This is a genomic window from Streptomyces sp. NPDC051740 (assembly GCF_044453165.1).
Taxonomy (GTDB): Bacteria; Actinomycetota; Actinomycetes; order Streptomycetales; family Streptomycetaceae; genus Streptomyces; species Streptomyces atrovirens.
Window position 1 is genome coordinate 229,418 of record NZ_JBITCL010000006.1, and the last position, 17,754, is coordinate 247,171.

20 protein-coding genes are annotated in these 17,754 nt (G+C 70.5%); 19 read left to right on the plus strand and 1 reads right to left on the minus strand.

All coding sequences use genetic code 11. The features are described 5' to 3' along the window. Positions 1-61: 61 nt before the first annotated feature. From rplS to ACIA6T_RS13050, 12 genes are all read left to right on the plus strand, one after another. The gene (gene rplS, locus ACIA6T_RS12995; protein ID WP_004924850.1) at positions 62-412 is read left to right on the plus strand and encodes a 50S ribosomal protein L19; all 351 of its coding nucleotides are present in this window, start codon (positions 62-64) and stop codon (positions 410-412) included. Between the two features lie 45 nt (positions 413-457). Next, entirely contained in the window at positions 458-1,189 is a 732-nt protein-coding gene (lepB, locus tag ACIA6T_RS13000; RefSeq protein ID WP_399446568.1) for a signal peptidase I, read from the plus strand. After that, on the plus strand, positions 1,182-2,249 hold the full coding sequence (lepB, locus tag ACIA6T_RS13005; protein ID WP_399446569.1) for a signal peptidase I: 1,068 nt from the start codon (positions 1,182-1,184) through the stop codon (positions 2,247-2,249). The genes lepB (ACIA6T_RS13000) and lepB (ACIA6T_RS13005) overlap by 8 nt, the downstream gene beginning before the upstream one ends. Continuing rightward, entirely contained in the window at positions 2,161-3,150 is a 990-nt protein-coding gene (gene lepB / locus ACIA6T_RS13010) for a signal peptidase I (protein ID WP_399446570.1), read from the plus strand. Before lepB (ACIA6T_RS13005) ends, lepB (ACIA6T_RS13010) begins: the two co-directional genes overlap by 89 nt. Positions 3,151-3,183: 33 nt before the next feature. Continuing rightward, positions 3,184-3,945, plus strand: coding sequence for a signal peptidase I (gene lepB / locus ACIA6T_RS13015; protein WP_399446571.1), 762 nt, complete (start codon positions 3,184-3,186; stop codon positions 3,943-3,945). Then, positions 3,935-4,462 carry an NUDIX hydrolase gene (locus ACIA6T_RS13020; RefSeq protein ID WP_399446572.1) on the plus strand — a complete coding sequence of 176 codons (528 nt, stop codon included), beginning with the start codon at positions 3,935-3,937 and terminating at the stop codon, positions 4,460-4,462. Before lepB (ACIA6T_RS13015) ends, ACIA6T_RS13020 begins: the two co-directional genes overlap by 11 nt. A 53-nt stretch (positions 4,463-4,515) precedes the next feature. After that, positions 4,516-4,824, plus strand: coding sequence for a DUF2469 domain-containing protein (locus ACIA6T_RS13025; RefSeq protein WP_003965949.1), 309 nt, complete (start codon positions 4,516-4,518; stop codon positions 4,822-4,824). Positions 4,825-4,933: 109 nt separating this feature from the next. Then, complete coding sequence (locus ACIA6T_RS13030; protein ID WP_399446573.1) at positions 4,934-5,323, plus strand: YraN family protein; 390 nt, start codon at positions 4,934-4,936, stop codon at positions 5,321-5,323. Position 5,324: 1 nt separating this feature from the next. Continuing rightward, positions 5,325-6,950 (plus strand): YifB family Mg chelatase-like AAA ATPase, encoded by a 1,626-nt coding sequence (locus tag ACIA6T_RS13035; protein ID WP_399446574.1) that lies wholly within the window; start codon positions 5,325-5,327, stop codon positions 6,948-6,950. Beyond that, entirely contained in the window at positions 6,947-8,107 is a 1,161-nt protein-coding gene (gene dprA, locus ACIA6T_RS13040; protein ID WP_399446575.1) for a DNA-processing protein DprA, read from the plus strand. Before ACIA6T_RS13035 ends, dprA begins: the two co-directional genes overlap by 4 nt. A gap of 283 nt (positions 8,108-8,390) precedes the next feature. After that, positions 8,391-9,233: an RNA polymerase sigma factor WhiG gene (gene whiG, locus ACIA6T_RS13045; RefSeq protein ID WP_399446576.1), complete on the plus strand. Its 843-nt coding sequence runs from the start codon at positions 8,391-8,393 to the stop codon at positions 9,231-9,233. 91 nt (positions 9,234-9,324) lie between these two features. After that, complete coding sequence (locus tag ACIA6T_RS13050; RefSeq protein ID WP_385055639.1) at positions 9,325-9,882, plus strand: TetR/AcrR family transcriptional regulator; 558 nt, start codon at positions 9,325-9,327, stop codon at positions 9,880-9,882. A 373-nt stretch (positions 9,883-10,255) separates the two neighbouring features. Here the strand turns inward: ACIA6T_RS13050 and ACIA6T_RS13055 are convergent, their stop codons facing one another. After that, positions 10,256-10,861, minus strand: coding sequence for a M23 family metallopeptidase (locus ACIA6T_RS13055; RefSeq protein WP_399446577.1), 606 nt, complete (start codon positions 10,859-10,861; stop codon positions 10,256-10,258). A gap of 282 nt (positions 10,862-11,143) precedes the next feature. Between ACIA6T_RS13055 and rpsB the strand changes: the two genes are divergently transcribed. From rpsB to ACIA6T_RS13090, 7 genes are all read left to right on the plus strand, one after another. Beyond that, positions 11,144-12,061 carry a 30S ribosomal protein S2 gene (gene rpsB / locus ACIA6T_RS13060; protein WP_399446578.1) on the plus strand — a complete coding sequence of 306 codons (918 nt, stop codon included), beginning with the start codon at positions 11,144-11,146 and terminating at the stop codon, positions 12,059-12,061. A 155-nt stretch (positions 12,062-12,216) separates the two neighbouring features. Continuing rightward, complete coding sequence (tsf, locus tag ACIA6T_RS13065) at positions 12,217-13,053, plus strand: translation elongation factor Ts (protein ID WP_385055594.1); 837 nt, start codon at positions 12,217-12,219, stop codon at positions 13,051-13,053. A 191-nt stretch (positions 13,054-13,244) separates the two neighbouring features. Next, a complete protein-coding gene (gene pyrH, locus ACIA6T_RS13070) occupies positions 13,245-14,003 on the plus strand; it encodes a UMP kinase (protein ID WP_399446579.1) in 759 nt (252 codons plus the stop codon). A 120-nt stretch (positions 14,004-14,123) separates the two neighbouring features. Beyond that, positions 14,124-14,681 (plus strand): ribosome recycling factor, encoded by a 558-nt coding sequence (gene frr, locus ACIA6T_RS13075; protein ID WP_030866079.1) that lies wholly within the window; start codon positions 14,124-14,126, stop codon positions 14,679-14,681. Next, entirely contained in the window at positions 14,681-15,802 is a 1,122-nt protein-coding gene (locus ACIA6T_RS13080; RefSeq protein WP_399446580.1) for a phosphatidate cytidylyltransferase, read from the plus strand. Before frr ends, ACIA6T_RS13080 begins: the two co-directional genes overlap by 1 nt. A gap of 334 nt (positions 15,803-16,136) precedes the next feature. After that, positions 16,137-16,577 (plus strand): peptidase inhibitor family I36 protein, encoded by a 441-nt coding sequence (locus ACIA6T_RS13085; RefSeq protein ID WP_399446581.1) that lies wholly within the window; start codon positions 16,137-16,139, stop codon positions 16,575-16,577. Positions 16,578-16,710: 133 nt separating this feature from the next. After that, positions 16,711-17,598 (plus strand): hypothetical protein, encoded by an 888-nt coding sequence (locus ACIA6T_RS13090; protein ID WP_399446582.1) that lies wholly within the window; start codon positions 16,711-16,713, stop codon positions 17,596-17,598. Positions 17,599-17,754: the final 156 nt, after the last annotated feature.

The following is a 17,754-nucleotide window of genomic DNA, read 5'->3' on the forward strand; positions in this document are numbered from 1 at the left end:
ATCGATCCCAGCCTCTAGTTGCCGTTGATGACCTGCGGCATCAGCGAAGAAAGCAGACGAAATGTCTCACCTGCTCGACTCCGTCGACTCCGCGTCGCTGCGCAGCGACGTCCCCGCCTTCCGCCCCGGCGACACCGTGAACGTCCACGTGCGCGTCATCGAGGGCAACCGCTCCCGTGTGCAGCAGTTCAAGGGCGTGGTCATCCGCCGTCAGGGTGCCGGCGTGCGCGAGACCTTCACGGTCCGCAAGGTCTCCTTCTCCGTCGGCGTCGAGCGCACCTTCCCGGTGCACACCCCGATCGTGGAGAAGATCGAGCTCGTCACCCGCGGTGACGTCCGCCGCGCCAAGCTGTACTACCTGCGCGAGCTGCGCGGCAAGGCGGCGAAGATCAAGGAGAAGCGCGAGAACTGAGCGCTTTACCGGCGTCATATCGCGGCCGGATAGCATCTGGCCCCGATGGACACCGAAGCACAGCCGACGGAGCGCGACCGCTCCCTCCCCCCGGCCGGACCCGAGAGCACCTCGGGGACGGCGGGACCGGAGGGGCGGTCGCGTTCCGCGTTGGTGTCGCGCCTCGCGCCATGGCTGCCCGGCGGACGGATTACCCTGACCCTGCTGCTCTGCCTGCTGTTCCTGCTGGCGGTGAACACGTTCGTGGCGCGGCCGTTCCAGATTCCCAGCGGATCGATGGAACACGGATTGAGGGTCGGGGACCGCGTGCTCGTAAACAAGTTGGCATACCGCTTCGGCGCCGGGCCGCAGCGCGGTGACGTGATCGTGTTCGACGGCACCGGGTATTTCGGTGACGCCGACTACGTCAAACGGGTCGTCGGGGTGGGCGGGGACCACGTGGTCTGCTGTGACGCGGAGGGGAGGGTCCGGGTGAACGGCCGGTCGGTCGACGAGTCGGGCTTCCTGTTCCCCGGCGACAGCCCCTCCACGGTGCCCTTCGACGTCGTCGTGCCCGACGGGCGCCTGTTCGTCCTCGGTGACCACCGCAGCGACTCCAGCGACTCCCGCGACCACCTCGGCTCGCCCGGCGGCGGCATGATCCCGGTCGACATGGTGATCGGCCGCGCCGACGGGATCGTATGGCCCTTCGACCACGCCACCCGGCTGCACCGGCCCGACGCCTACGCGCGCGTGCCCGCCCCCGAGACGGACCCGGCGGGGGGCACCCATGGGTAACCGCGGCAAGCCCCGCGGCGTCCCGGACAGCGCCGCGGAGAACCTGCTGCCCACCGGCTCCCGCCGTGCGGCCGGTCCGGGACCCGGACGCAGCCGGGCCGAGCGGCGCAAGCTCCAGCGCAAGGTCAAGCGGCGCCGCAGGCGCAGCGCGGTCAAGGAGATCCCCCTCCTCGTGGGTGTCGCCGTCGTGATAGCGCTGGTGCTGAAGACGTTCCTCGTCCAGGCCTTCGTCATCCCGTCCGGCTCCATGGAGCAGACGATCCGGATCGGCGACCGGGTGCTGGTCGACAAGCTCACCCCGTGGTTCGGCTCCAGGCCGCAGCGCGGGGACGTCGTCGTGTTCAAGGACCCCGGCGGCTGGCTCCAGGACGAGCAGACCACGCCGAAGAAGGACGACCCCGTCGGGATCAAGCAGATCAAGGACGGGCTCACCTTCATCGGACTGCTGCCGTCCGAGAACGAGAAGGACCTCATCAAGCGGGTCGTCGGCGTCGGCGGCGACCGCGTCCAGTGCTGCGACAAGCAGGGCCGGGTCACCGTCAACGGCGTCCCCCTGGACGAGGACTACCTGTACCCCGGCAACGCCCCGTCCACGACTCCGTTCGACGTCACCGTCCCCGAGGGGCGGCTGTGGGTGATGGGCGACCACCGGGCGAACTCCGCCGACTCCCGTTCCCACCAGGACACCGACTACGGCGGCACCGTCTCCGAGGACGAGGTGGTGGGCCGGGCCGTGGTCATCGCCTGGCCGCTCGGCCACTGGAGCACACTGGAGGAACCGACGGCCTACGCGTCCGTGTCGGACTCGGTGCCGGGGTCGACCGCTGCCGCCCCGCTGTCGCATAGGGTTGCCCCGGACGGTCCCGATGGGATGGTCCGGCTCCCGAGCCCTGCGGAACTCCCGCTCGTTATGGGAGTGGTGGGCCTGCGCCGGGCATGGCGCGGGCGGCGGCAGAGAGTGAGGAGTTGGCGTGGGGGATGCGGCGGTTGGCGCACGGTCCGGGCGTGGGGGCGAGGAGCACCGCGGACGTCCCGTGGAAGCGGCGGGTCCGGCGGCTGACGACTTCGTGACCTCCGGGAACGACTCCCCGGCGGGTGACGGCGACGGACCCGGGGACGAGCAGCCACCCACGGCGCAGGGCGGTTCGGGCGACGACACCCCCCAGGCGAAGCAGCCCCGCTCCTTCTGGAAGGAGTTGCCGATCCTGATCGGTATCGCGCTGGTGCTGGCGCTGCTGATCAAGACGTTCCTGGTGCAGGCGTTCTCCATCCCCTCCGACTCGATGCAGAACACCCTCCAGCAGGGTGACCGGGTGCTCGTCGACAAGCTCACCCCCTGGTTCGGCTCCGAGCCCGAGCGCGGTGAGGTCGTCGTCTTCCACGACCCCGACAACTGGCTGGCCGGCGAGCCGACGCCCGACCCGAACCCCCTGCAGAAGGTCCTCAGCTGGATCGGTCTGATGCCGTCCGCGGAGGAGAAGGACCTGATCAAGCGGGTCATCGGGGTCGGCGGTGACACGATCGAGTGCAAGGGCACCGGCCCGCTGGAGGTCAACGGCATGGCGCTGAACGAGCCGTACGTGTACCCCGGCAACACCCCGTGCAGCCAGGACGACCAGGGCGGCCAGTTCAAGGTGAAGGTCCCCGAGGGCCACATCTGGGTCATGGGCGACCACCGGCAGAACTCCCGTGACTCGCGCTACAACCAGGCCGACAAGAACAACGGCATGGTGCCCGTGGACAAGGTCGTCGGCCGCGCCGTCGTCATCGCCTGGCCGGTCAACCGCTGGACCAACCTGCCCGTCCCGGACACCTTCGACCAGCCCGGTCTGGCCGCCGGACCGTCGTCCGCCGCGGTCCTGACGGCCGCGCCCCAGGGACTCGCGCTCGCGGGCGCGGTGCCGCTGGTGCTCTGGCGGCGCCGGCGGTACGGCGTCGGAGAGGGCCGCCGGGAGGGCTGACCCTGTCCGGTACCGCCGGGTAGGGTGCCGCCCATGAGTGGTCAGAGCACGACGCGTACGGTCCCCGGCGACAGGAGCCCGGGCGGCAGGACCGGGCAGCGTCTGTCCGGGCTGGCCGTGGCCCTGGGCCTGGTGCTGTTCCTCGGCGGATTCGTCTGGGGAGCGGTGCTGTACCGGCCGTACACCGTGCCCACCCCGTCGATGGCGCCGACGATCGGTGCCGGTGACCGGGTGCTGGCCGAGCGCATCGACGGTGGTGACGTCCGCCGTGGTGACGTGGTCGTCTTCACGGACACGACGTGGTCGGACCTCCCCATGGTGAAGCGGGTGGTCGCCGTCGGCGGTGACACGGTCTCCTGCTGCCAGGACGGCAAGCTGGAGGTCAACGGCGAGGAGATCGACGAGCCGTATCTCGCCGAGGGCACGGCGGCCGAGTTCGGCGCCATCCCCGAGGTGACCGTGCCGAAGGGGCGCCTGTTCCTGCTCGGTGACGAGCGCTCCGGGTCGCTGGACTCCACGGCCCATCTGACCGACGCCGCCGGCGGCACCGTCTCCCGCGACGCGGTCCAGGCCAGGGTCGACGCCGTGGTCTGGCCGATGAACGGCATGCTCGAGGCGCCCACCGGCTTCGAACAGCTCGGCGCGCTCTCCTCGCCGGGGCCGCTCAGGACCGTCGCCGCGCTGGTGATCGCCGGTGCCGTGCTCATTCTCGGCGGGGCCGCGTACGGTCCCTTCGCCAAGCGGGCGGGCGCGACCGGGGCCCGGGCCGACGCGGGGACCGCCGGTGCCCGCTGAGCCCGTCCCGGCGGCCGAGGACTCCTGCACGGGCGGACTGCGCAGGGTCGCCCGGGTCGTCCTGCTCGACCCGCGGGACCGCATCCTGCTGCTGCACGGCCACGAACCGGACGACCCCGCCGACGACTGGTGGTTCACGCCCGGCGGCGGCGTGGAGGGCGACGAGACCCGTGAGCAGGCCGCCTTGCGGGAACTCGCCGAGGAGACCGGCATCACCGAGGTCGACCTCGGGCCCGTACTGTGGCGGCGGCGGTGCTCCTTCCCGTTCGCCGGCCGCCGCTGGGACCAGGACGAGTGGTACTACCTCGCCCGCACCACCCAGACCGTGACCGCGGCCACGGCGCTGACCGAGCTGGAGCGGCGCAGTGTCGCCGGAGCACGCTGGTGGACGTGCCCGGAACTCGCCCGGGCGCATGAGACGGTGTATCCGACCAGACTTGCCGGGCTGCTGCGCACACTGCTCGACGAAGGTCCCCCGGCCGGACCCGTGACCCTGGACACCGAAATCGTCCAGTGACGCCCGGGACTGGCGCACAATGGTGGGATCGCACGGCTGAAGGGGAACATGCCATGAGCGCCGAGGACCTCGAGAAGTACGAGACCGAGATGGAGCTGAAGCTCTACCGGGAGTACCGCGATGTCGTCGGTCTGTTCAAATACGTGATCGAGACCGAACGGCGCTTCTATCTCACCAACGACTACGAGATGCAGGTGCACTCGGTCCAGGGCGAGGTGTTCTTCGAGGTGTCGATGGCGGATGCCTGGGTCTGGGACATGTACCGGCCGGCCCGGTTCGTGAAGCAGGTGCGCGTGTTGACGTTCAAGGACGTGAACATCGAGGAGCTCAACAAGAGCGACCTGGAGCTGCCGGGCGGGTGACCGGCGTACTCGTGCGGGTGGCGGAGTTGTCCACAGTCGCCGAGTTCCGCACCAAGATCCACTCCGTTGGGCGGGACGCGTGACCGTTGGCGCCGGAGGTGGTGCCGACATGAACGCACAGAACACGCAGAACGCACATCGGGCCCGCAGCGCACTCGGCAGGTACGGCGAGACACTGGCCGCACGGCGGCTGGTCCAGTCCGGGATGACGGTCCTGCAGCGCAACTGGCGCTGCGGCAGGACCGGCGAGATCGACATCGTGGCCCGCGACGGGGACGCCCTGGTCGTCTGCGAGGTGAAGACCCGAAGGGCAGGACCCTTCCAGCACCCCATGGAGGCGGTCACGGCGGCCAAGGCCGACCGCCTGCGGGGCCTCGCCGAACGCTGGCTCCAGGAACACGGGGGAGCGCCGCCCGGCGGGGTCCGCATCGACCTGGTCGGCGTGCTGCTGCCGGCCCGCGGCGCACCCGTCGTCGAGCACGTGCGGGGGGTGGCCTGACATGGGGTTCGCGCGTACGTGCTCGGTGACGCTGGTGGGCGTCGAGGGCGTGGTCGTGGAGGTCCAGGCCGACCTGGAGCCCGGGGTCGCGGCCTTCACCCTGGTGGGGCTGCCGGACAAGAGCCTGACGGAGAGCAGGGACCGGGTCAGGGCGGCCGTGGTGAACTCCGGCGGCGAGTGGCCGCAGAAGAAACTCACCGTGGGGCTCAGCCCCGCGTCGGTCCCGAAGGCCGGCAGCGGTTTCGACCTGGCCGTCGCCTGCGCCGTGCTCGGCGCCGCCGAACGGATCGATCCGCGGGTGCTCGGAGACATCGTCATGATCGGCGAGCTGGGCCTCGACGGCCGGGTGCGGCCGGTGCGCGGCATCCTGCCGGCGGTACTGGCCGCGGCCGACGCGGGATACGAGCAGGTGGTGGTGCCCGAGTGCGCCGCCGCCGAGGCCTCGCTGGTGCCGGGCGTGTCCGTCCTGGGCGTCCGCAGCCTGCGCCAGCTGATCGCGGTGCTCACCGACGAGCCCGTACCGGAGGAGGACGCCGAGGACCGGACGCGGCCCGACCCGCTGCTGGCGGGGCTGCGCGCCCCGGGCACCGGAGCGGACACCGGGATGCACAGCGTCGGCGCGGCATCGCACGACCAGGGCCATGACCTCGCGGACGTCGTGGGCCAGCTCGCGGCGCGGACGGCCGTGGAGGTGGCCGCGGCGGGCGGACACCACCTCTTCCTGGAGGGACCGCCGGGCGCCGGCAAGACCATGCTCGCGGAGCGGCTGCCGTCGATCCTGCCGCCGCTGGACCGGCAGGCCTCACTCGAGGTGACGGCCGTGCACTCGGTGGCGGGGCTGCTCCCCGTGGGCAAACCCCTGATCGGCACGGCCCCCTACTGCGCCCCGCACCACTCGGCCACCATGCAGGCACTCGTCGGCGGCGGCGCCGGTACGGTCCGGCCGGGAGCGGTGTCCCTCTCGCACCGGGGCGTCCTCTTCCTGGACGAGACACCGGAGTTCAGCAGCAAGGCCCTGGACGCCCTGCGGCAGCCGCTGGAGTCCGGACACGTGATCATCGCGCGCAGTGCCGGTGTCGTGCGCTTCCCGGCGCGCTTCCTGATGGTGCTCGCCGCCAACCCGTGCCCCTGCGGGCGCTTCTCCCGGACGAACGAGCAGTGCGAGTGCCCGCCCTCGGCGATCCGCCGCTACCAGGCCAGGCTGTCCGGGCCGCTGCTCGACCGGGTCGACCTGCGGGTCGAGGTCGACCACGTCACGCGTGACGAACTGACGGCGGGCGGCGCCCGGGGCGACACCACCGCCACGGTCGCCGACCGGGTGCGGACGGCCCGGGACCGTGCCGCGGCGCGGCTCGCCGGCACCCCGTGGCGCACCAACAGCGAGGTTCCCGGACGAGAGCTGCGCAGCCGCTGGCACGCCGCGCCCGGCGCCATGGACGACGCCGAACGGAGCCTGGAACGGGGCGTGCTCACCGCCCGGGGACTCGACCGGGTCCTGCGGGTCGCCTGGACCGTCGCCGACCTGGCCGGCCACGAGCGGCCCGGCGCCGCGGACGTCGCCCTCGCCCTGCAACTGCGCACCGGCGTCCCGCGCGGGGTGCCCATGGCCATCGGGGCGGGGGTGTGAGCGCCGTGGACGGACCCGACGGCGAACTGCTCGGCCGGGTCTTCCTCACCCGGGTCGTCGAACCCGGTGACGAGACCGGCGGGCGCTGGGTGCGGGAGCTCGGCGTGGACGCCGTGGTGCGACGGCTGCGGGAGCGGGGGGATCCGCTGCCGGGGGTGAGCGGCAAGCGGTGGGCCGGGTTACTGGCCCGGGCCGAGCGGGCCGAGCCGCGCAGGGACCTCGCCGTCGCGCGGGACGCCGGGGTGCGCTTCGTGGCTCCCGGCACCCCGCGATGGCCCGGGCAGCTCGACGACCTGGGCGACGCCCGGCCGCTCGGGCTGTGGGTGCGCGGGGGAGCGGACCTGCGGATGTGGGCGCTGCGCTCGGTCGCCGTCGTCGGCGCCCGCGCCTGCACCGAGTACGGCGCGCACATGGCCGCCACCCTCTCCGCCGGCCTCGCCGAACGCGGCTGGATCGTGGTCTCCGGCGGCGCCTACGGGGTCGACGGCGCCGCCCACCGCGGCGCCCTCGGCTCGGGCGGCGCCACCATCGCCGTACTCGCCTGCGGAGTCGACCGGCCCTACCCGCGCGGCCACACCGGGCTGATCGGCAGGATCGCCGAACAGGGACTGGTCGTCGGCGAGTTGCCGCCCGGTGATCACCCGACACCGAGCAGGTTCATCCTCCGCAACAGGGTGATCGCCGCGCTCACCCGGGGCACCGTCGTCGTCGAGGCCGCCCACCGCAGCGGCTCCCTGGTGACCGCCCGGGCGGCCCGCCGTCTGGGACGCCACACGATGGGAGTACCGGGGCCGGCCACCAGCGGGCTCTCCGCCGGGGTGCACGAACTGCTGCGGCAGGACGCGGTGCTGGTCACCGACGCCGCCGAGGTCGTCGAACTGGTCGGCGACATGGGTGAACTCGCGCCGGAACGCCGAGGGCCGGTGCTGCCCCGGGACCTGCTCGACCCGGCCGGACGGCAGGTCCTCGCCGCGCTGCCAGGACGCGGAACGGCCCGGCCGGAGGAGATCGCGCTCGCCGCGCAGACCACCCCGGACGACGCGATCGCCAGACTGTACGAACTACGAGCACTTGGTTACGTCGAACGACACGGCGACGGCTGGAAGTTGACGCGCCAGGCGATGATCCCGGTCCCGGACGGCCCCGAGCCTCGCTGACACAGCGTGTTCGGCCGTCCGGGGGAACCCCGACACCCCTTGGAATTTACGTCAGTTGGGCTACCCCGTCGATCACTCAGAGCGACGGGTGTGCCCCGGTGGAACGGCACCCGGAACGAATCTGCGCACGGTTCCACCTCGCTTCTTCGCACACCGCGACGCCGTAGTCACGCTACGCTCACGAGGATCCCGACACGGACAGGCAAGGAACAGGCACCCAGACATCGGACAGACAGCCCACCCAGGCAGCACCAGTCCACGGCAGAACGGCACAAGGCGACGAATGCCCCAGCACACCTCCGGGTCCGACCGGGCGGCGATCCCCCCAGCCGCCCGCGACGGTGGCAGCGTGCGGCCGCCCGCTCCCTCGACGCTCGACGAGCTGTGGCGGTCGTACAAGGCGACGGGGGACGAAGGACTGCGGGAGCAGCTGATCCTGCACTACTCGCCGCTGGTGAAGTACGTCGCCGGCCGGGTCAGCGTGGGGCTGCCGCCCAATGTCGAGCAGGCGGACTTCGTCTCCTCCGGGGTCTTCGGGCTGATCGACGCGATCGAGAAGTTCGACGTCGACCGCGAGATCAAGTTCGAGACCTACGCGATCACCCGCATCCGGGGCGCGATGATCGACGAGCTGCGGGCGCTGGACTGGATCCCGCGTTCGGTGCGGCAGAAGGCGCGGAACGTGGAACGCGCCTACGCCACGCTGGAGGCGCAGCTGCGGCGCACACCCTCCGAGAGCGAGGTCGCGGGCGAGCTGGGTATCGCCGTGGACGAGCTGCGCGCGGTTTTCAGCCAGTTGTGGCTTGCGAACGTCGTCGCCCTGGAGGAGCTGCTGCACGCCGGGGGCGACGGCGGCGATCAGCTCAGCTTCATGGACACCCTGGAGGACACTGCTGCCGACAACCCGGTGGAGGTGGCCGAGGACCGGGAGCTGCGACGGTTCCTCGCGCGGGCCATCAACACGCTGCCGGAGCGGGAGAAGACCGTGGTCACGCTGTACTACTACGAGGGGCTCACCCTCGCCGAGATCGGCAATGTGCTGGGCGTGACCGAGAGCCGGGTCAGCCAGATCCACACCAAGTCCGTGCTGCAGCTGCGCGCGAAACTGGCGGGCTTCGGCCGCTGAGCCCTTCCGGCTCGGAGCAGGCCGGTCCTCTGGCCGCCGGGGACGGGGCGTCCGTAAAGTGGTCGACGTGCCAAGGATTCGAGCGGCCTCCGTGGCCGAGCACCGGTCGATGCAGCGAGCCGCCCTGCTGGACGCGGCACGCTCCCTGCTGTCCGAGGGCGGTACGGAGGCGCTGACCTTCCCGGCCCTCGCCGAGCGCACCGGCCTCGCGCGTTCGTCCGTGTACGAGTACTTCCGCTCGCGGGCCGCCGTGGTCGAGGAGCTGTGCGAGGTCGACTTCCCGGTCTGGGCGGCGGAGGTCGAGGCGGCCATGGCGGTCGCCGGCGGCGCCGAGGCCAAGATCGAGGCGTACGTCCGCAAGCAGCTGGAACTGGTCGGGGACCGGCGGCACCGCGCCGTGGTCGCGATCTCCGCGAGCGAGCTCGACGCCGGCGCCCGGGAGAAGATCCGCGCGGCCCACGGCGGCCTCATCGCGATGATCGTCGAGGCCCTGGCCGACCTGGACCACGCCGAGCCCCGCCTCGCGGCGATGCTCCTCCAGGGCGTCGTCGACGCGGCCGTACGCCGCATCGAGCTGGGCGCGGCGGAACACCCCGAAGCGATCACCGAAGCGGCCGTCTCGATGGCCCTCAGAGGCGTACGCGGCTGACGGCCGCGCCACGGCGGCGTCTTCCCCGACCGCTCCTTCGAAGCCCGCCGGGCAGCCTCCCCCGGCTCCCGCCACCCCGGACCGCCATGGACCACGCCCGGTCCGGCCACACGGTGCTCCGGCATGGGCGCACCCGTCGGCGGTCACCCCTTCGGGACTGCTCGGCGGCGTTGCCCGGCTCCCGTGGCACTGTGCCCGGCTCCCATGGCCCTGTACTGGTGTGGGGCATGTTCAGTTCGACCGTACGGGTCCGGTGTGGCCGTGCCTGTCGGTGGCCGCTTCTTCGGGGCCGTTCGGCGGTGTCGCCCGGCTCCTGCGGTTCTGTACCGGTGTGGGTCGCGCTCGGTCCGGTCTTGGGCCGGGCGTGTGCTTCTCAGGCCGGCATCGGTACCCCGAGCACCGGCAGCAGTCTTGACGGGCCTCGCCGCAGGAGCCACGGGGGGAGCAGGGTGAGCGGATCCAGGTAGGTGTCGTTCCTCAGCAGGCCCCAGTGGACGCACGGGGCGGTGCAGTGGGAGCCCGTGGGCTCCACCGTGCCGATCACCTCGCCCGCCGTCACCTCGTCGTCCTCGGTCACCGACGCGCGGACCGGTTCGTAGGTGGTGCGCAACGGGGGGTCGCCCGTACCGGTCAGTTCCACCGAGACGACGCCCCTTCCGGCCACCCGGCCCGCGAAGGAGACCCGTCCCGCCGCCACCGCCCGTACCGGCGTCCCCGGCGGAGCCGCCAGGTCCACGCCCCGGTGCCCGCGCCCGTACACCGTCGCCGGCGGCTCCCAGCCGCGCAGCACCCGCGGCCGTACCCCCACCGGCCACACCCGCCCGACGGCCGGCGTCCCGGCGTCCTCACCCGCCGGCGCCACCGCTCCCGCCCCCGCCGCCGACAGGCCCGGCGGAGGCGGGGCCAGCAGCGCCGCCAGGGTCAGGACCACCAGAAGGACCAGTCGCGTACACGCCCTCGTGAATGCACTCTTTCGCATGCCGCAGAGCCTTCCGGACATCCGTGACCACCGCCCGGACCCGTGGACCACCGGCCGTTTGTGGACAACGGCGTCACCCGGCGCCTCGCGGGTCCCGTACACTTCTGGTGGCGACCCGGGCCACCGGGTCGACTTCGCACGCCCCGACATCAGGACCGGTCACGGCCGGAACCCGGATGTCAGCGCCCCTCGGTCCTTCGTGGCAACGGCGCGTCGCGGGCGTCAGGCGCGGAAGCCGTCCGGCATCCGCGGCACAACCGAGAAATTCAAGGAGATACGGCCATGGCCGTCGTCACGATGCGGGAGCTGCTGGAGAGCGGCGTCCACTTCGGTCACCAGACCCGTCGTTGGAACCCGAAGATGAAGCGCTTCATCTTCACGGAGCGCAACGGCATCTACATCATCGACCTGCTCCAGTCGCTGTCGTACATCGACCGCGCCTACGAGTTCGTCAAGGAGACCGTCGCCCACGGCGGCACGGTCATGTTCGTCGGCACGAAGAAGCAGGCGCAGGAGGCCATCGCCGAGCAGGCCTCCCGCGTCGGCATGCCCTACGTCAACCAGCGCTGGCTGGGCGGCATGCTCACCAACTTCTCGACCGTCTACAAGCGTCTGCAGCGCCTCAAGGAGCTCGAGCAGATCGACTTCGAGGACGTGGCCGCCTCCGGCCTCACCAAGAAGGAGCTGCTGGTCCTCTCCCGCGAGAAGGCCAAGCTGGAGAAGACCCTCGGCGGTATCCGCGAGATGCAGAAGGTGCCCAGCGCCGTCTGGATCGTGGACACCAAGAAGGAGCACATCGCGGTCGGCGAGGCCCGGAAGCTCAACATCCCGGTCGTCGCCATCCTCGACACCAACTGCGACCCCGACGAGGTCGACTACAAGATCCCGGGCAACGACGACGCGATCCGCTCCGTCACCCTGCTCACCCGCGTGATCGCCGACGCCGTCGCCGAGGGCCTGATGTCCCGCTCCGGTGTCGCCGAGGCCGGCAAGGGCGAGAAGGCTGCCGGTGAGCCGCTGGCCGAGTGGGAGCGCGACCTGCTCGCCGGCGAGAAGAAGGCCGACGAGAAGGCCGACGAGAAGGCTGACGAGGAGGCCGCCCCGGCCGCCGCCGAGGCCGAGCAGCCGGCTGAGGCCCCCGCCGCCGAGGCCGCCCCCGCCGCCGAGGCCGAGCAGGCCGCCGAGGCCGAGCAGGCCTGACCGCCCCGTCAGAGCCGATGACGGCGGGAGTGGTGACAAGTGATCCGCTCCCGCCGTTCACCCGTAGGTCAGCGGCGAGTCGGAGACCTGCCCTCAGGTAGGTCCTGACCCGCAGATCTCCGAACCTCCAGACTTCGAGAAAGATTCACAGACTCATGGCGAACTACACCGCCGCCGACGTCAAGAAGCTCCGGGAGCTCACCGGCGCCGGCATGATGGACTGCAAGAAGGCGCTGGACGAGGCCGAGGGCAACGTCGAGAAGGCCGTCGAGGCGCTCCGCATCAAGGGCCAGAAGGGCGTCGCCAAGCGCGAGGGCCGCTCCGCCGAGAACGGCGCCGTGGTCTCGATCATCGCCGACGACAACTCCTCCGGCGTCCTCGTCGAGCTGAAGTGCGAGACGGACTTCGTCGCCAAGGGCGACAAGTTCCAGGCCGTGGCCACCACCATCGCCGAGCACGTCGTCAAGACCTCCCCGGCCGACCTCGAGGCCCTGCTCGCCTCCGAGATCGAGGCCGGCAAGACCGTCCAGGCGTTCGTGGACGAGGCCAACGCCAACCTGGGCGAGAAGATCGTCCTGGACCGCTTCGCCCAGTTCGCCGACGGCTACGTGACGGCGTACATGCACCGCACGATGCCCGACCTGCCCCCGCAGATCGGTGTGCTCGTCGAGTTCGACAAGCCGAACGCCGAGGTCGCCAAGGGCGTCGCCCAGCACATCGCCGCCTTCGCGCCGAAGTACCTCTCCAAGGAGGACGTGCCGGCCGAGGTCGTCGAGTCCGAGCGCCGTGTCGCCGAGGAGACCACCCGCGCCGAGGGCAAGCCCGAGGCCGCCCTGCCGAAGATCGTCGAGGGTCGCCTCAACGGCTTCTTCAAGGACGCCACGCTGCTCGGCCAGCCCTACGCGCTGGACAACAAGAAGTCCGTCCAGAAGATCCTGGACGAGGCCGGTGTCACCCTGAAGCGCTTCACGCGCATCAAGGTCGGCATCTGAGTCCGTACCGCGACGGGCGCGCGACCCCGATAGGGTCGACAGCAGTCGTTCGGACACGCGTCCACGCACGCGCGCGTGCCGGACGACAGCAGATCTGACGAGGAGGCCATTGCCGCACGGGATGCGAAGCACACCCCACCGGCAATGGCCTTCTTCGTATGTGCAACACGTGAAAGAGGCGGGATCCGACGATGACCACCAAGGCTGAGAAGAGCGACGACGGCAAAGTAAGCGGCCGGTTTCTGCTGAAGCTGTCCGGAGAGGCCTTCTCCGGTGGCGGGGGCCTGGGCGTCGACCCCGACGTGGTGCACGCCATCGCGCGTGAGATCGCGGCCGTCGTACGGGACGGCGCGCAGATCGCGATCGTCATCGGCGGCGGCAACTTCTTCCGCGGCGCCGAACTCCAGGTGCGCGGCATGGACCGCGCCCGCTCCGACTACATGGGCATGCTCGGCACGGTGATGAACTGCCTCGCCCTCCAGGACTTCCTGGAGAAGGAGGGCGTCGACTGCCGCGTGCAGACCGCCATCACCATGGGGCAGGTCGCCGAGCCCTACATTCCGCTGCGCGCCGTACGGCACCTGGAGAAGGGCCGCGTGGTCATCTTCGGCGCCGGAATGGGCATGCCGTACTTCTCCACCGACACCACCGCCGCCCAGCGCGCCCTGGAGATCGACGCCGAGGCGCTGCTCATGGGCAAGAACGGTGTGGACGGCGTCTACGACTCCGACCCGAAGACCAACCCGGACGCCGTGAAGTTCGACGCGCTCGGCTACGGCGAGGTCATCACCCGGGACCTGAAGGTCGCCGACGCCACGGCCGTCACGCTCTGCCGTGACAACAGCCTCCCGATCGTCGTCTTCGAACTCCTGAAGGAGGGCAATATCGCCCGCGCCGTCAAGGGTGAGAAGATCGGCACGCTGGTGGGCGACCAAGCCGGCCGCAGCTGACCGGGGGATGGACAATGTCCTGCCGGTCGGGAACCGTGCAGGAAGAAGACGCGACGCAGCCGGCCGCCGCCCCGACGGGGAACCGCGGCCGGGCCTACTCAAGACACGCAGGAGCAAGTGGTGATCGAAGAGACCCTCCTCGAGGCCGAGGAGAAGATGGAGAAGGCCGTCGTGGTCGCCAAGGAGGACTTCGCCGCGATCCGCACCGGCCGTGCGCACCCGGCGATGTTCAACAAGATCGTGGCCGACTACTACGGCGCGCTGACGCCGATCAACCAGCTGGCCTCGTTCTCCGTGCCCGAGCCGCGCATGGCCGTGGTGACCCCGTTCGACAAGAGCGCCCTGCGCAACATCGAGCAGGCGATCCGCGACTCCGACCTGGGCGTCAACCCGAGCAACGACGGCAACATCATCCGGGTGACGTTCCCCGAGCTCACCGAGGAACGTCGCCGTGACTACATCAAGGTCGCCAAGACCAAGGGCGAGGACGCGAAGGTCTCCATCCGTTCCGTCCGCCGCAAGGCCAAGGACGCCATCGACAAGATGGTCAAGGACGGCGAGGTCGGCGAGGACGAGGGCCGCCGTGCGGAGAAGGAGCTCGACGACACCACCGCGAAGTACGTCGCCCAGGTGGACGAGCTCCTGAAGCACAAGGAAGCGGAGCTGCTCGAGGTCTGATGAACGACTCTTCCTGGGGGACGCCGCAGACCGGGTACTGGGGGCCGTCCGACCACGGGCCCGGCCAGGGAGCTGCCCCGGCGGGTCCCGCGTACGATGCGCACTACGCGCAGCACACCCGCCCCATGCCCGTCGTGCCCGACGTACCCGAACACGGCGGAGACCAGGATGTGGACCGGGGGGCCGCTCGGCTGAGCGGCCCCTTGTTCCGAGACGAACCGACGCGGGCCCGACCCCTTCCGGGGGAGGTGCCGCAGAATCCGGAGCCCATGCCCGACGCCCCGCAGCCGGCACCCGCACCGCAGAAGAAGAGCGCGGGGCGCGATCTCGGTGCCGCGATAGGCGTCGGCGTCGGACTCGGCGTGGTGATCGTCGCGTCGCTGTTCGTCGTCAAGGCCGTCTTCGTCGGCGTGGTCGCCGTCGCCGTGGTGGTGGGCCTGTGGGAGCTGACGTCGCGGCTGCGGGAGCGCAAGGGCATCAAGGCGCCCTTGGTGCCGCTCGCGCTGGGCGGTGCGGCCATGGTCGTCGCCGGGTACGCCCGGGGCGCCGAGGGCGCGTGGGTGGCCACGGCGCTCACCGCGCTGGCGGTGCTGGTCTGGCGCATGGCGGCGCGGCCCGAGGGCTACCTCAAGGACGTCACGGCGGGCGTCTTCGCGGTGTTCTACGTACCCTTCCTGGCGACCTTCGTCGCGATGATGCTCGCCGCCGACGACGGTCCGTGGCGCGTCCTGACCTTCCTGCTGCTGACGGTCGTCAGCGACACCGGCGCGTACGCGGTCGGCTGGCGCTTCGGCAGGACCAAGCTCGCCCCGCGCATCAGCCCCGGCAAGACCCGCGAGGGCCTGCTGGGCGCGGTGGCCTTCGCGATGGTCGTCGGCGCGCTGTGCATGCAGTACCTGATCGACGGCGGCAGCTGGTGGCAGGGCCTGCTGCTCGGCCTCGCGGTCGCGGCCAGCGCCACGCTGGGCGACTTGGGCGAGTCCATGATCAAGCGCGACCTGGGCATCAAGGACATGGGCACCCTGCTCCCGGGTCACGGGGGCATCATGGACCGCCTGGACTCCCTGCTGCCGACGGCGCCGGTGGTGTGGCTGCTGCTCGTCCTCTTCGTCGGCGGCTGACACCTTCGGTTCGAGCGCCTCCGAGCCCCCGTCCCCTGCGGACGGGGGCTCGCTGCTTGTGGCCCGTACACGCTCCATGGCGCTCGGGCGTCCCTCGGCGGCCCCGCCCGGCGTACGGGGAGGTGTGCGCCGGTCCGCGGAACCTCTCCGTCGGTGTCCACCGTCGGGACCGGCATTCATGGTCTCAATGGACGAACGGGATACCAGCCGGCATCCTTTCGAAAAGATCAAGCCAACGCATTGGATCTTGTCTGAAAAATGATTGTTGCCGGCATTGTGCCGCCCTTAGGGTTGGCGGGCCAAGTCGTGGTGAATTGACAAGAGAAGAGGGCACGTGAAGATCGCTCGGAAGTTCATTCCTCTGGCCTTCGTTCTGCCCATCGCGGCCGGATCGATGCTGGGAACCGCTTCGACGGCCCAGGCCTACACGGGCAAGGGTTGTGACCTGACCACCGAATGGTGCGGAGTCTTCTTCTACAACAGCGACTTCGAGGGTTCGCGCACGGCCTTCATGAAGGACAGCGTGCCCAACCTTGCCGGTTACACCTTCCTGGACTACGGTGCGGGCCAGGGCCAGGCCGTGAAGAACAACGCGGCCTCGTTCATCAACGGCGGCGAAGCCAACATGACGGTCTTCTACAACAGCAACTACAGCGGTCCGTGCGACTCCTTCAAGCCGCTGTCCGCCGCGCCCCGACTGCGCAACACCTACAACGAGAACGCCTCGCTGCGATTCGGCTACACGTCGACCGGTTGCTACACCTGGACCGCCTGAGGTATCAGGAAAACCCCTGCACCGGTCCATACGGCCCGTGCAGGGTTTTCTTTTGCATCGAGTACGTTCCGCTTTCGCAGCCATTCGAGAGACGTTCCCCATGGTGAAATCTTCACGGCCCTCGCTCGTCCTGGTGTCACTGCTGTCGGGGGTGGCGCTGGTCGGCTGCACGCAGCAGGACGCGGCGTCTCCGGATCGCGCCCGGGCCTCGACGGCCCCGGCCGCCTCCCCGCCGGCCGGAAGCGAGACGTACACGTATCGGCTGCCCATCGCCGAGTACAGCCTGCCCCAGGACGAGCAGCGCGTGATCCGGTCGGCGCAGGAACTCCTGGCCCGCGAGTGCATGGAGGGCTTCGGTATCGACTACACCCCGGCGGTGATTCCGCCGACCCGGCAGGTGGCGGACCGCCGGTACGGGATATCCGACATGCGGACGGCAATGCAGTACGGATACCGATTTCCGCCGGAGCAGTCGGCCGGGACGGAAAGGAGCAGCCTCTCCCCGGAGGAACGGAAGGTTCTGGTGGGGAACAGCGCCGAAGGTGGAGCGAAAACCGAAACGGCCGCGAAGTACAACGGGAAGAGGATTCCCGACGAGGGATGTCTCGGAGAAGCGATCAAGAGTTTCCGGAAGACCTACAGCTACGAGCCGGGCGTCGCGGCCGCCAGTCGTATATCCGTCGACAGTTACAAGAAATCCTTGCAGGATCCGAAGGTCAAGACGGCCACATCGAAATGGTCGCAGTGCATGGCAGGGAAGGGGTACACGTACGCCACGCCCATGCAGGCACTTGAATCGCAGTCCTTCGAAGGCGATGAGCCCTCCGCGGAGGAGAAGAAGACGGCGGTCGCCGACTTCTCCTGCAAAGAGGAAACCGGCCTGCTGGACACATGGTTCAGCTCCGAAAAAACGATTCAGAAGGAGCTGATAGATGACAGTGCCAAGGTTCTGCGCACGCTGAAGGAGAAGCAGGAACAGCAGGTCGAAGCGGCCCGGAAGATGGTCGCCGAAGCGGAATGACTCGGACCGGGTAAGGCCGGCCGGCAGCTCCCGGGCCACGGAACACCTGCGCGCGGAGCGTCACGTCGTCGACCGGCGCCTCCCCGCGGGATCGCTGCGACCAAGGGGGCGCGGCGGAAGCCCGGTATCCGAAGAAGAGGCGGGACGCGAAGCACC

Coding starts and splice junctions, on each gene's coding strand:
- rplS (WP_004924850.1), top strand. CDS start 62: ATGTCTCACCTGCTCGACTCCGTCGACTCCGCGTCGCTGCGCAGCGAC.
- lepB (WP_399446568.1), top strand. CDS start 458: ATGGACACCGAAGCACAGCCGACGGAGCGCGACCGCTCCCTCCCCCCG.
- lepB (WP_399446569.1), top strand. CDS start 1,182: ATGGGTAACCGCGGCAAGCCCCGCGGCGTCCCGGACAGCGCCGCGGAG.
- lepB (WP_399446571.1), top strand. CDS start 3,184: ATGAGTGGTCAGAGCACGACGCGTACGGTCCCCGGCGACAGGAGCCCG.
- ACIA6T_RS13025 (WP_003965949.1), top strand. CDS start 4,516: ATGAGCGCCGAGGACCTCGAGAAGTACGAGACCGAGATGGAGCTGAAG.
- ACIA6T_RS13030 (WP_399446573.1), top strand. CDS start 4,934: ATGAACGCACAGAACACGCAGAACGCACATCGGGCCCGCAGCGCACTC.
- ACIA6T_RS13035 (WP_399446574.1), top strand. CDS start 5,325: ATGGGGTTCGCGCGTACGTGCTCGGTGACGCTGGTGGGCGTCGAGGGC.
- whiG (WP_399446576.1), top strand. CDS start 8,391: ATGCCCCAGCACACCTCCGGGTCCGACCGGGCGGCGATCCCCCCAGCC.
- ACIA6T_RS13055 (WP_399446577.1), bottom strand. CDS start 10,861: ATGCGAAAGAGTGCATTCACGAGGGCGTGTACGCGACTGGTCCTTCTG.
- rpsB (WP_399446578.1), top strand. CDS start 11,144: ATGGCCGTCGTCACGATGCGGGAGCTGCTGGAGAGCGGCGTCCACTTC.
- tsf (WP_385055594.1), top strand. CDS start 12,217: ATGGCGAACTACACCGCCGCCGACGTCAAGAAGCTCCGGGAGCTCACC.
- pyrH (WP_399446579.1), top strand. CDS start 13,245: ATGACCACCAAGGCTGAGAAGAGCGACGACGGCAAAGTAAGCGGCCGG.
- ACIA6T_RS13080 (WP_399446580.1), top strand. CDS start 14,681: ATGAACGACTCTTCCTGGGGGACGCCGCAGACCGGGTACTGGGGGCCG.